Annotated in this window: 10 protein-coding genes and 3 pseudogenes; 10 read left to right on the top strand and 3 right to left on the bottom strand. The window is 64.2% G+C overall.

The window, feature by feature from the left end; all coding sequences use genetic code 11:
• The 3 genes and pseudogenes from JSE7799_RS03505 to JSE7799_RS03485 form a co-directional block, all read left to right on the top strand.
• Positions 1-661, top strand: a 661-nt coding sequence (locus JSE7799_RS03505; protein ID WP_144431543.1) for an IS1380 family transposase, incomplete at its 5' end; no start/stop codon positions are given.
• 344 nt (positions 662-1005) lie between these two features.
• Positions 1006-2082 (top strand): annotated as a pseudogene (locus tag JSE7799_RS19490) (IS5 family transposase).
• A gap of 23 nt (positions 2083-2105) precedes the next feature.
• Complete coding sequence (locus JSE7799_RS03485) at positions 2106-2321, top strand: hypothetical protein (protein WP_055662359.1); 216 nt, start codon at positions 2106-2108, stop codon at positions 2319-2321.
• A gap of 250 nt (positions 2322-2571) precedes the next feature.
• Here the strand turns inward: JSE7799_RS03485 and JSE7799_RS03480 are convergent, their stop codons facing one another.
• The 3 genes and pseudogenes from JSE7799_RS03480 to JSE7799_RS03470 form a co-directional block, all read right to left on the bottom strand.
• A complete protein-coding gene (locus JSE7799_RS03480) occupies positions 2572-4206 on the bottom strand; it encodes an IS1634 family transposase (protein WP_055662358.1) in 1635 nt (544 codons plus the stop codon).
• 165 nt (positions 4207-4371) lie between these two features.
• Positions 4372-4835, bottom strand: a pseudogene (locus JSE7799_RS03475) (IS5 family transposase); the annotation flags it as partial.
• Between the two features lie 319 nt (positions 4836-5154).
• On the bottom strand, positions 5155-5439 hold the full coding sequence (locus JSE7799_RS03470) for a hypothetical protein (protein WP_055662357.1): 285 nt from the start codon (positions 5437-5439) through the stop codon (positions 5155-5157).
• 504 nt (positions 5440-5943) lie between these two features.
• On the opposite strand from JSE7799_RS03470, the gene pyrC reads away from it, so the two are divergent.
• The 7 genes and pseudogenes from pyrC to JSE7799_RS03435 all read left to right on the top strand — a co-directional run.
• Complete coding sequence (pyrC, locus tag JSE7799_RS03465) at positions 5944-6966, top strand: dihydroorotase (RefSeq protein WP_055662356.1); 1023 nt, start codon at positions 5944-5946, stop codon at positions 6964-6966.
• Positions 6963-7640 (top strand): orotate phosphoribosyltransferase, encoded by a 678-nt coding sequence (locus JSE7799_RS03460; protein WP_055662355.1) that lies wholly within the window; start codon positions 6963-6965, stop codon positions 7638-7640. The genes pyrC and JSE7799_RS03460 overlap by 4 nt, the downstream gene beginning before the upstream one ends.
• 74 nt (positions 7641-7714) lie before the next feature.
• Positions 7715-8170, top strand: a complete 456-nt coding sequence (locus JSE7799_RS03455; RefSeq protein ID WP_055662354.1) for a hypothetical protein — start codon at positions 7715-7717, stop codon at positions 8168-8170.
• A gap of 139 nt (positions 8171-8309) precedes the next feature.
• Positions 8310-9788, top strand: a complete 1479-nt coding sequence (locus JSE7799_RS03450) for a replicative DNA helicase (protein WP_055662353.1) — start codon at positions 8310-8312, stop codon at positions 9786-9788.
• A 54-nt stretch (positions 9789-9842) separates the two neighbouring features.
• On the top strand, positions 9843-10889 hold the full coding sequence (alr, locus tag JSE7799_RS03445; RefSeq protein ID WP_055662352.1) for an alanine racemase: 1047 nt from the start codon (positions 9843-9845) through the stop codon (positions 10887-10889).
• Positions 10890-11049: 160 nt separating this feature from the next.
• Positions 11050-11838 carry a DNA repair protein gene (locus tag JSE7799_RS03440; RefSeq protein ID WP_144431542.1) on the top strand — a complete coding sequence of 263 codons (789 nt, stop codon included), beginning with the start codon at positions 11050-11052 and terminating at the stop codon, positions 11836-11838.
• Positions 11839-12104: 266 nt separating this feature from the next.
• Positions 12105-12546: pseudogene (locus JSE7799_RS03435) on the top strand (helix-turn-helix domain-containing protein); the annotation flags it as partial.

Genomic DNA, 12546 nt, shown 5'->3' with positions numbered 1-12546 from the left:
CCTGCTGCGAGCCGACAGCCACTACTGCACCCCGCAGGTTCTGGACCTGTGTGACGGGCTCGGGCTGCGCTATATCTTTGGTTTGTCAAAGAACGGCCGTCTGGCGCAGAACATCTCGGCATTGGAAGCGTCGACGGCGGCGCGCTACGTCCGGACGCCGGGTCAGAAGCTGCGCCGGTTCAAAACCTTCTCCTACGCAGCCCGCTCGTGGTCGAAACCCCGCCGCGTCATCGCCCGCGTCGAGGTTGGCCCCATGGGTCGGGACACCCGCTACATCGTCACCAACCTCGAGGGCGGCCGCGGCAAGCACCTTTACGAGAAGCTCTATTCCGCTCGCGGCCAGGCCGAGAACCACATCAAGGCGTGGAAGGCCCACCTCGCAGCAGACCGGACGTCGTGCTCGAAGGCGAACGCCAACCAGATGCGCCTGATGCTGCACGGCTGCGCCTACTGGATTTGGTGGAAGCTCCGCGCGGCTTGCCCAAAACGTTCACCATGGCGCCGCGCCCAGTTCGACACGCTGCGGCTGCATCTCGTCAAGCTGGCCGCCACCATCGTCGAAAAGAAGACCCGGATCATCGTGACCCTGCCGGCTTCGTGTCCCCGAAAGGGACTTCTCCTCCTTCTCTTCGACGCCCTCGCCCCACCGAAAACAGCCTGACGCATGCGCCCCGAAAAATCCCGAAACATCAATCCACACCACCCAAGACCCAAGTCACCGGCCGGCCTGCCAACCGGACGCAAACACCGGGTGCACGCAAGAAAACCGAGACCGGGGAAACCATCCCACGGAGCACAAGTCCGCAGCTTCATGAATTATGCGGGTTAGCTTTCGAATCCTCCGGCCGCGAAAACTGGCGGAAGCACCGCTTCGAGGCGCTCCGCTGGGGCGTCGCCATCGCGCTGATGTAATCCAGCATGAAGAAATTCACCTATCCCACGGCGCTGTTGCGTAACTCTTGTGAAGGATTCATCTGGTGGCTCCAGCGTAGTCTTTTGGGATGGATGAGCAGAGCCGCGGCCTTGGCCTACAAGACGAGGAACCGGCCATCCTATAACGAGGCGCTCAGGCGCCGGGGGCCGCTGACGATCCGGCTCGACCCCGAGATGATCCGAGACGCCAAGCCGACGGGCAGGCGTGGCGGCAAGCAGACCTACGCTACAGTGATGCGCCCATCCAGGCGTGCCTGTCCATGAAAGTGCTGTTCGGTATGGCCTTGCGCCAGACGATTGTCCGGCAAGGCTCACCGCCGAGAGCCTGTTGCGCCTGGTCGATCTCGACTGGGCGATGCCCGACTTCAGCACGGTGAACCGCAGTCAGAAGATCCTTGCTGTCAGTGTCCCGTTTCGGAGCTCCGAGGGCCCGCTGCATCTCCTGTTCCCCTCTTGGGTCATTACTGCGCAATGCCCTGCCGAGCAGCGGACAGCACTGGCATCAGGGTCGAGGGCGAAGGGTGAGAGGATCAGGAAATCGTCCGGTGGACCGTTTCCCCGACGAACGGCACGCCCGCAAGCATGGCGGCCCCAAGCGGCGGGCCTGGCGCAGGATCCGTCTCGGGTTCGACGAGCGATCACTGGAAGCCCGAGCCGTTGAGAGTGAGCGGGTGAACGCTATCGGTCCGAGAGAGCCCGCGAACGAGACCCGTATCGGCGGCGCGCCAGTTCTGCCCGACCTGCTCAGCCACCCCCCGGCGGATGAACAGACCGGCAGAGGTAAACCCTGCGAACGCCGATGGCGCCTGCGATACGCGCAAATGCCACGACGCCATCGCCGACCGTGGTGCGCATGCCGTCATCTCACCTCGTAGGAACGCCACGCCTTGGAAGCCGACGACAGCGGGCGCCATCGCACGAAACGAAGCGCTGCAAGCATCAGGATACCTCGGTCGCGCGATCCGGCGAACCTGGAGCGGATATCACCACCGAAGCCGCGTCGAGACGAAGATGCACTGTATGAAACTGCTCGGGCAGCGTCTGATGGCGCGGGGCTTCGACCGACAGGTTGCGGAGGTCCAGGGCCGTATCGCCGTCATGAACGGCTACACAGCGCTTGGAATACCCGTCCCGGAAGCCGTGGGATAAGTCCGTCCGGCGAAAGGCGTGGCTTGGCCATCAGCCGATTTGTGAAGCAGAGTCTTACCGCGAGGCTCTACCTGCTTGTCCAGGAAAAGCTTTTCCTGACCTTTGGCCTGCCGCGCGACATGTTCATACCCGTGTCCGGCGTCGCCGCGTTCACAACGGGCTTTGGATTGCTGGCAACGCCGCTTTTTCGACGCATTTCCGCAATCGCTGTCCTCGGCATCTTCATCACCGCGGCTTAAAACTCACACCCCCAAGTTCGACAGTTAATCTCTTAAGGTATTGTTATTGTTAACGCGGAGCAGGCGTTTGTGTGACTACGCGAGGCGTCAGGTCGGTTTAGTCAGGCTTAGCAGGCTGCTGAAAAAGTCTTGAGTGCCCATCTTCGACTCCTACGACGACACATCATATCGGTTTTGGAAGCGCCTGCGCACAATATCTTGTCATCCCTTCGAGACGGCTGATGCAGTTCGTCGAGGTCCATTTCCTTTTTCAGCAGCCTGTTAGGGCGTCAAAGAGGTCGAGTTGCTCCGGAGTGGTCTTGCTGGTTCCGTGGAATGATCTCTCGCCGATATGGGCGGTGTGTTTCTGGATGCGCGCGAGCAGATCGAGAGCAGTGCGTGGGCTCGCGCTGTGGCCGTGAGTCTTCAGGCGCATCCGCATCACGCGGTAGAGCACGAGGGCGAGAAAGCAGATCATCGCGTGTGCCCGGATGCGCTCTGGCAGGCGGTGATGAACCGGCGCGATCTCGATGTCGGATTTCAGGACACGGAAGCCACGCTCGATGTCGGCGAGGGCCTTGTAGCGCGCAATGGCCTCGGCAGGCGCAATGTCGGGGGCATTGGTGAGGACTGCCAGCTTGCCGTCGAAGAGTTCGGCATTCCGGATCGCCGCCTCGTCAATGGTATGGCTGAACCTGTCCGAGTGCAGATCGGGCTTGATGAAGCGGGTCAGCTCTGCGTCGGCCACGGTGCGGGCGAACCTGCTATAGGCACCGCGATCGGAGGCGCGGCGTCCGCGGGCCGTCTGCCCCTCGTCCTGGGCATCGAGTTTGCCCACCATCCGCTCCGCCATCGCCTCCAGCTCGCCGATGCGGGCCCGACGCTTGTGGGATTGGTCTTCGGCCCGCAAGGGATCATGCGCCACAATGAGCCGGTGACCGGCGAAGGTGGCTTCTGCGACGCCCTCGTGGAAGGCGAGGTTCTGGAAGGTCTCGACCAGGTCGACATAGCGACGGGCCGGCACTGCCAGGATGAACTCCAGCGTGCGCTCCGACCGTTCAGCGACCGAGGTCAGTTCGGCGATGTTGTCGAGGCTGAGCAGGCCGCGGTCGGCCACCAGCACCACCCGCTGGATCGGGAAGCGCGCGAGCACCTTCTCCAGCATCCCTTGCAAGGTCTTCGTCTCGGCGACGTTGCCGGGGTGGACCGTATGCAAGAGCGGCAATCCTTCTGCGGTCTGGACCACGCCGAGGACGAACTGCCGGGCGATGCCGCCGCGTTCCTTGTTCATGCCGAAGGCGCGCAGATCGTCGGCAACCTCCCCCTCGCCGTGAATGCGCACAGTGGTCAGGTCGTAGAACACGATCGAAAGGTCTCGATCGACCAAGGGGCGGAATTGGCGGCTCAGCGCGGCCTCGACGGGATCAAGGTTGTCCATCAAGGCGTCCATGGCGCGCAGGAGCTGCTGGTGTGTCGGGGTCTGCGGCATCCCGGGCATCGCGACCGTCTCCAGCCACCGCAGGCATCCCAGCTTCGACTCCGGCGCGCAAAGCCGGTTGAACACCATCGCCCGGATCAGCGCCTCGGCATCGAAGCCGCGCCGGGATGAGCGCAGGGCCTGCTGCAAGGCTTTGTCGATCCCCAGGTCGCACCAGAGCTCGTGAAGGGCGAAGACGTCGCCATACGTGCGGCCGGGCTCCTGGATGACCTCCGAGGCGGTATTCTCAGCGCGGCCAACGGCCCGGTTCAGGCCGTTGATCAAAGGATCGAGCGTCGAAGGGGTAAGCTTGTCGAGCCGCCCAAGGTTCGCGACCACGCGGACGCGGGACTGCCCGCGGTCATTGCGGTAGGCCTCGACGAGTTGGAGATACTGGCGGCCGCCGGTCTTCGTGATGCGCGTATACATTTTGTAGCGATGATACCTGAGCCGAAGCCCCAGAGGAAATGGGTAATACACCCGCATCGTGTGACTACACCGGCCATCCATATCGACCTCGGGGCGTCCACTAAATTATTGAAACTACGTCATCGGCCAAAGCAGATGATCATGAAACCGCCCCTAAAGTGTCGAACTTGGGTGGCCCGGCGTCACATCGGTGCGCATCGGGAGGCTCCAGCCGTTCGTGCGGAGGTGGATCTTGCTCGTCTGGCCACCTCTTGAGCGGCCAATACCCTATCGCGGAGTCCCCCTTTTGCGCCGGCTGCATGCTGATGCGCCCGGATCACCGTGCTGTCGATCCTCTGCAAGCGGTCGGGCGGGTGATTGCGCTCGGCCGCGCCCTCGTTCAGGGCTTCCAGGATCGTCCCCCCCCACAGCCCCGCGAGCGTCCGACGGCGGAACTGGCGGTAGACACGCGACCATTTGCCGAACTCCTCGGGCAGGTTGCGCCAGGGCGAGCCCGTCCGCGCGACCCAGAACACCCCGTCAAGCACCCGCCGGTGATCGCTTCCATGCCGCCCGTTGCGCGCTCGCACCCTCTGGATGAACGGCTTGAAGAACAGCCATTCCGCATCCGACATCAGTCCGCGCGCCATCACATCACCCGCCTGACCGTAGTCCGGCAGCGTGAATCGAACCAAAGCCGTCAGGGAAAGGGTTTTGTCAACGCCGCCTAGAAATCATAAGGAGCCCGTTGGGAGCCACAGATGCCTCGCATGAATTTGGTCTTTCCACTCCAGCTTCGAGACGCTCCGGAATCAGGCTCTCCAGCGGCTTCGAAAACTGCTTCAATAATGATCAAACCACGCAGAAAACTCGCTGCTCATAAACGCGCTTAACACATGAGCCACCGCAGCAATCGAGTTTTACCTGAAGTCTCAGCTATTAGGCGATGCTACAGCCGCGCCCAAAACTTCATCGCTTCGCCTTACCCAAGCGCAGTGAATTTGCCCGTGTCGTCCGTCCGATAGGCGTGAGCGCGTGACCATAAATTACGGTGGGCGAGCGCCCGGCCATCATCGCGCCCATAGCCGCCAGCCCGGCCTGCGCAAAAGCAGTTTGCTTTTCGGTCACCATGCGAGCGTTCTCGCCCGGGTCGGCCGGGAGAATCCCCGCCATACCCATTAATCGCAGCGACATCACTGTCTGCGCCTCGAGCATCATCTGAGCCGTCCGCATCTGAAGCTTCCAGAACGTCATGGACTTATCCTTTTAATCTGACCGCGTAGGCCACCGGTACGCCAGCCGCCAGACCGGTGTGACGGCGCGTGAGCCGAGATGGTGGGGCCGCTTGCAACCGGCCGTAGTGAAGCACTGGAACCGCCTCGGAGGAACATTTCTGGCGGTGATTCTTCTTTGCACCGGGGCAGAATAGGGACGGCCTCACAGCTTCAGCGCCAGCTTCCGGAGCCGCGTCACCGGCCAGAGACATCTTTTCTTCGATTATGTCCTGGATCATCTCCGGACTGCCTTCCGTATTCTGCACCACCTCGCTCCCATGCTCTCTCGGCTGCATCAAGTCCACGGGCAAATGAACGTGACGAAACTTGGGAAGGATACACTATTCTGCCCGTTCGCCACAGGACACACGGCCACGAACATCGCGCCGCCGCACGGCAGCCGGCGAAACTGTCCTCGGACCGCATCGACCGAACCACCCTGCCCCTCTGGCATCCCCGTCACAAGGCGGCTAGTCGGAATGTCATGGACCGCCTTACCATCCGCCGCCCCGACGATTGGCACCTGCACCTGCGCGACGGCGATATGCTGCGCCTTGTCGCGCCCGAAAGCCGCCATTTCGGGCGGGCAATCGTTATGCCGAACCTCGTCCCTCCCGTCACGACGGGCGCACAGGCCCGCGCATATCGCGACCGTATTACCGAAGCGGGCTTCGCGCGCCCCCTGATGACGCTCTACCTGACCGAAGAGACGGACCCGAAGGACGTGACCGCCGCCCATGCCGACGGCACCGTCACCGCGGTCAAACTCTACCCCGCCGGGGCGACCACCAATTCCGCCTCGGGCGTGCGGGATTTCGAACGGATCCGCCCCGTTCTGACGGCAATGGAATCAGCCGGCGTTCCACTCTGCATCCACGGGGAGACGACCGACGGCGACATCTTCGACCGGGAGGCGGCGTTCCTGGACCGCAGGCTCGCGCCCCTGCGCGCGGCGCATCCGGCGCTGCGGATCACGCTGGAGCATGTGACGACCGCCGAAGCCGTGGCCTTCGTGCGCGATCACGACAATATCGGCGCGACCATCACCGTGCAGCACCTGATGATGAACCGCACGGACATGCTCAGCCACGGGATGCGCCCGCATCTTTACTGCCTGCCGATCCTCAAGCGCGACACACATCAATCCGCACTCCGCGAGGCTGCCACTTCGGGCGACCCGCGCTTCTTCCTCGGCACCGATTCGGCCCCCCATCCGACTCACGCGAAGGAGGCGACCTGCTGCGCGGCCGGCTGCTTCACCGCCCCGCATGCGTTGGCCTGTTATGCGCAGGTCTTCGAGGAGGAAGGCGCGCTCGACCGGCTGGAGGCCTTCGCCGCGCTCAACGGTCCCGCGCATTACGGGCTTGCGCCGAACGACGACACCGTGACGCTGCTGCGTCGTGTGGACCCGGTGCCCGTTCCCCGGCGGCTCGAGGCGCACGGCCTCACCGTCACCCCGTTCGATCCGGGCCGTCCGGTCCATTGGCATGTCGAGGAAACGCCATGATCCCCACGACCTACCCCTCCGCCGAGGACATCGCCCGCCTCACCGCCAAGGCCCTGCTCGAAGTCGGTGCCGTCCATTTCAACGCCCGGGACCCGTTCATCCACACGTCCGGCCTCCCCGCGCCGACCTACGTGGATTGCCGGAAGCTGATCTCGTTTCCCCGGATCCGCGCGACGCTGATGGATTTTCTGACGGTCACCGTCATGCGCGACGCGGGGATGGAGGCGTTCGACAACGTTGCCGGGGGCGAAACCGCCGGCATCCCCTTCGCCGCGCTCGTGGCGGAACGGATGGCTCTGCCGATGACATATATCCGCAAGAAACCGAAGGGCCACGGACGCGGGGCCCGGATCGAAGGCGTCATGGCCGAGGGCGACCGCGTCCTGCTCATCGAAGACATGACCACCGATGGCGGCTCCAAACTCTCCTTCGTCGATGCAATCCGCGAAACCGGCGCCACCTGCGGACATACCGGCGTGATCTTCAGCTATGGCATCTACCCCGAGATGGCGGGAACGCTCGGCGATCACGGGGTCACGCTGCATGCGCTCGCGACCTGGTGGGACGTCTTGGCCGAGGCAAAGCGGCAGCATGCCTTCGACGAAGAGACACTTACCGCGGTCGAGGCTTATCTCGACGACCCGCGCGGCTGGCAGGCGGCGCACAATTCCTGACGGAGTGGTCCGTGTTGACGGCGCCGACGGAACCCGCTTCCCTGCCTGTCGTGACCATCCGGAGGAACAGGTCCATGCGCATCCTTCTCGTTCTGCCCTTCCTCGCCGCCTGCGCGGGCGGCGGCGTTGAAACCGGTTCGACCTCGCCCGAACGCCGGGCGGCGGCCCGCCTCTCCGCGCTCGACACGAACCGCCTGTGGGCGCTTCAGGCGCGCCCCTCCGATCCGCTGGAACTGGCGCGCGCCGAGGCGGAGTTGGGCAGCCGGGGGCAATTCGTGGCACGCGGAGCCTATCTGGGGCGGCGGACGCTCGCGATTGCGGGGCGTGCGCGATACCGGCGGGGAAACACGGATCCGGAAACCGATGTCCTTAACTGCGGCGATTTCCTGACCGAAGCGGCGGCGCAGGCGGAGTTCCTCGGCTCCGGCGGCCCGCAAGTCGACCGGCATAATCTCGACCCCGATGGCGACGGGCTGGCCTGCAACTGGGCGGAAACCCTGCGGCAGGCGACGGCATTGGCGACCCGCTGATTTTTCTCGCGTGATTACCGAGCCTTGCGACGATTACCCATGGGTAATTGCCGTTTCCCACAGCTTCTCCACAAGTTCCTCCCGGTTGTGACGCCCGGCCCCGCGCGGTAGACGAGCCTGTGGCAGAGGAAGCATCGAAATGAACGAAGTCGCACGTCTTGACGCCGGTGTTCCGGCCCCGTCCGAAGGGTCGCTCCCGCACAATATCGAGGCCGAGCAGCAGCTTCTCGGCGCGCTTCTGACCGATAACGATCTTTACGACCGCGCCGCCTCGATCATCCGGTCGGAGCATTTTTACGACCCCGTCCACGCCCGCATCTGGGGCATCTGCGCCACCCGGATCCAGAAGAACGCGCTGGCTTCGCCGGTGACGCTCAAGCCGTTCATGGAAGAGGACGAGGGCCTGCGCTCCCTCGGGGGGCCATCCTATCTGGTGACGCTCGCGGCATCGGCCGTGGCGGGATACGCGGTGCGCGACTATGCGCAGATGATCTACGATCTGGCCATTCGCCGCGAACTCATCGCCCTCGGCCGCGATATCGCCGCGCAGGCGAACGACGTGGATGTCGACCTCGAACCGGAGCAGCAGATCGTCGACGCCGAATCCAAGCTCTACAAGCTGGCCGAGCAGGGCCGCTCCGAGACGGGCTTCCAATCCTTCCTGTCGGCCATCAAGCAAGCCGTCGACGTCGCCAATGCCGCCTATCAGCGGGACGGCGGCCTGTCGGGCATCTCCACCGGTCTGCTGGACATGGACAAGAAGCTCGGCGGCCTGCACCGCTCCGACCTGCTGATCCTCGCCGGCCGCCCGTCGATGGGCAAGACGTCGCTGGCCACCAACATCGCGTTCAACGTGGCCAAGGCCTTCAAGCGGGGCACGGCGTCCGACGGGCAGGAGACGCTTCTTGGTGGCGGTGTCGTCGGGTTCTATTCGCTGGAGATGTCGGCCGAACAGCTCGCCGCGCGCGTCCTGTCCGAGGCCGCCGAGGTGCCTAGCGAGCAAATCCGGCGCGGCGACATGACCGAGGCCGAATTCCGCCGCTTTGTCGAGGCGGCGAAGGCGCTCGAATCCTGCCCTCTCTATATCGACGACACGCCTGCCCTGCCCATCGCGCAACTCGCCGCCCGCGCACGGCGTCAGAAGCGGACGCACGGGCTCGACCTGTTGATCGTGGACTACCTGCAGCTGGTGAAGGCCCCCGGCAGTGGCGACAACCGCGTCAACGAGGTTTCGGCGATCACGCAGGGTCTCAAGGCGATCGCCAAGGAGCTGGACATCCCCGTCATCGCCCTGTCGCAGCTTTCGCGCCAGGTCGAGAGCCGCGACGACAAGCGCCCGCAGCTTTCGGACCTTCGCGAATCCGGCTCTATCGAGCAGGATGCCGACGTCGTGATGTTCGTCTATCGCGAGGAATACTACAAGGAACGCGAAAAGCCGGGCGATCACCAGCTCGACCGCATGGCCGAATGGCAGGCGGCGATGGAGGCCGTGCACGGCAAGGCTGAGGTCATCATCGGCAAGCAGCGGCACGGCCCCATCGGCACCGTCGAACTTAGTTTCGAGGGACGGTTCACGCGGTTCGGAAATCTCGTGAAGCCTTGGCAGGGCGAAGGGTGAACCGGCGGCACGGCGCCGCTTGACCCTGCGCCGCCGCCGCCGCATCAACGCGCCATGCCGACAGGATTTCTCCACATCGATCTCGAAGCGGTCGCCGCGAATTGGGCCGCGCTTGACGCCATGTCGTCGTCCGATTGCGAGACGGGCGCGACGGTCAAGGCCGATGCCTATGGTCTGGGTGCCGTCGCCGTGGCGGGGCGTCTGTTCCGGGCCGGATGTCGCGCGTTCTTCGTGGCCAGTGCGGATGAGGGCATGGCCCTGCGCCGCGCCCTCGGGCCCGAGCCGCGCATCTACATCTATTACGGGCATATGGCCGGCGACACGGCGACGATCGACCGGGCGGACCTCGTGCCGATGCTGTGTTCCGTCGACCAGATCGCCCGCCACCTTGAAGCCCTGCCCCGCCGCCCCTTCGGCATCCAGCTCGACACGGGCATGAACCGGCTGGGCCTGAAGATGTCGGAATGGGCCGCGGTCGCGGAACTGGCACTTCGGGCGCGGCCCGTCCTCGTGACCTCGCATCTGGCCTGCTCCGACGATGCCGCAAATCCGGAAAACGCCAGACAACTCGCCCGCTTTCACGAGATGACCGACGGGATCGACGTCCCCCGCAGCCTGTCCGCGACGGGAGGGACGCTTTTGGGAGGCGATTACCATTTCGACATGGTGCGACCGGGGATCGGCCTCTATGGCGGTCTCCCTTTCTCCGACGCTGAGCCGGTTGTCCGCCTCGACCTGCCTGTCATTGCCTGCTTCGACATCGCGGAGGGGGAACGGGTCGGCTATGACGGCACCTGGACCGCCCGCACGGATACGCGCATCGCGACGGTGGCGGGCGGGTATGCCGACGGGCTGTTCCGGGCGTTGCAACCCGGTCTGGATCTGATGGCGGGGCCGGTCCCCTGCCCCGCCGTGGGCCGCGTCTCGATGGACCTGATCGGCGTCGATATCGGCCATCTGGATGCCGACCCGGAAACGTTCCGTGTGCTCGACGCGCATCGCGGGGTGGATGCCCTCGCCGCGCAGGCCGGCACGATCGGCTACGAGGTGCTGACCTCGTTGGGTGGACGCTACCATCGCAGCTATCGCGGCGACGAATAGGAAACGACTCCCCCCCCTGATTAACGGATTGTCAAGTCGAATCCGCTTTTGCAGGAACAGTTTGGCAAATTTTGGCGTTATGTAGGCGGAAGTCCGCTATGCTTGTCCTGTGGCAGGCGGAAAAACTCCTGACACCGCTGCCATGAGGGGGTTCGATCAAATGAGTGACACGAACAGACATGTTGCCGTCGCGACCTCGCTGCTTCAGCAGGTCTGCACCTTTATTCTGCTCATCGCCGCGCTGGGGCTGACGGCCCTGACGGCCGGCGCCTTTGCCGGGCTCGTGCCATGGCCGGAGCTGACCGTGGCCGTCGACGGCACGCCCTACGCAGAAGCGGGCATGATCGGCCAAATCGGCCTGACGATCCTGCTCCTGATCTTGGTTGGTTTTCTGCCTGCCAACTCCCGCGTCCGTCGGCTGGAATTGACGAACCGGGACTTTCACCTGTCAATGGACGACGTGACGCGGGCCTACGCCCATGTGCATGCCGCCGACCGCGAGGGAGCGTTTCAGTTAAGCCGCGAATTCGATGCCATGCGCGAGCGGATCGACTGGATGCGCGATCATCCGGACCTCGCCGAGCTGGAGCACGACGTGCTGCTGGTTGCGGCGCAGATGTCGGTCGAAAGCAGGGAGTTGGCGGACATCTACTCGTCCGAGAAGGTTGAGCGGGCCCGCTCCTTCCTCCGTCAACGCCAGCAGGAGGTCGAGGATTACCGCACCCGCATTTCCATGGCGCAGGCCACCGTGCAGGAGATCAGACGCTGGATGCAGGCAATATCGGTCGAGGAAGGACTGGCCGAAAAGCAGATCGACCGCCTGCGCAAGGATTTGGCCGAAGTGACGGACGCCCTGAAGCTGACGGGCTATGGCCGGAAAGATGCGCCCAACGTGGTCGGCCTCGGTCGTGACAAGCGCGAGAAGAAAGCGGTGACGCCGGCCGAGTGAGGGCGCTGAGTGCTCTACTTCCATGCGGCAAAATCCCTCGCGTTTCGATTACGGAAAAGAAGCCGGAACTGGATGGAGTTTTGGAGGACCGCCTTGCAGGAGGCAACGGCAAGTCTCCGGGCAGCCGTGAGGGTGCAGGTCGAGTTGTGCTCGTCTTGATTCGAAAGGGATAGGTGTTCCGTCCCGGATGATCACCTTTCCCCGCGACGATCCGCGCTCTTCATGGCAAGATCGGTTCTGAGGGACCTTCGAGACGGGGCACGACCATGCTGATACATCTTCACAAGCAGGCCACGACCACGCCGAAGGTGCGGGCGGCGATCCAGGCGAGCACGGAGCCTGCTCCGGTCCTGGCCGAGCGCTTCGGCATAACGGAGCAGACCGTTTACAAGTGGCGCAAGCGCGACAGCGTCGCGGATCGCAGCCACACGCCGCACAGGCTCCAGACGACGCTGACACCACCGCAGGAGGCCGTCGCGGTGGCCCTGCGAAAGGCGCTGCTGGTGTCGCTGGATGATCTGCTGGCGGTTGTGCGGGAGTTCCTGAACCCGAACGCCTCGCGCTCGGGGCTGGACCGCTGCCTGCGCCGGCATGGCGTGGGGAACCTGCGCGACCTGAAGACCAAGGCGGCCAAGCCGAAGCACAGCGCCTTCAAGGCCTACGAGCCGGGCTACCTCCACATCGACGTGAAGTACCTGCCGCAAATGG

Origin of the sequence: Jannaschia seosinensis (genome assembly GCF_001408515.1) — a bacterium.
In the GTDB taxonomy this organism is placed as follows: Bacteria; Pseudomonadota; Alphaproteobacteria; order Rhodobacterales; family Rhodobacteraceae; genus Jannaschia; species Jannaschia seosinensis.
This window is presented reverse-complemented; position numbering and strand designations above follow the sequence as displayed.

Excerpts from the sequence above, each read along its gene's own strand:
- JSE7799_RS03480 (WP_055662358.1), bottom strand. The coding sequence starts at position 4,206 with ATGTATACGCGCATCACGAAGACCGGCGGCCGCCAGTATCTCCAACTC.
- JSE7799_RS03470 (WP_055662357.1), bottom strand. The coding sequence starts at position 5,439 with ATGACGTTCTGGAAGCTTCAGATGCGGACGGCTCAGATGATGCTCGAG.
- pyrC (WP_055662356.1), top strand. The coding sequence starts at position 5,944 with ATGGACCGCCTTACCATCCGCCGCCCCGACGATTGGCACCTGCACCTG.
- JSE7799_RS03460 (WP_055662355.1), top strand. The coding sequence starts at position 6,963 with ATGATCCCCACGACCTACCCCTCCGCCGAGGACATCGCCCGCCTCACC.
- JSE7799_RS03455 (WP_055662354.1), top strand. The coding sequence starts at position 7,715 with ATGCGCATCCTTCTCGTTCTGCCCTTCCTCGCCGCCTGCGCGGGCGGC.
- JSE7799_RS03450 (WP_055662353.1), top strand. The coding sequence starts at position 8,310 with ATGAACGAAGTCGCACGTCTTGACGCCGGTGTTCCGGCCCCGTCCGAA.
- alr (WP_055662352.1), top strand. The coding sequence starts at position 9,843 with ATGCCGACAGGATTTCTCCACATCGATCTCGAAGCGGTCGCCGCGAAT.
- JSE7799_RS03440 (WP_144431542.1), top strand. The coding sequence starts at position 11,050 with ATGAGTGACACGAACAGACATGTTGCCGTCGCGACCTCGCTGCTTCAG.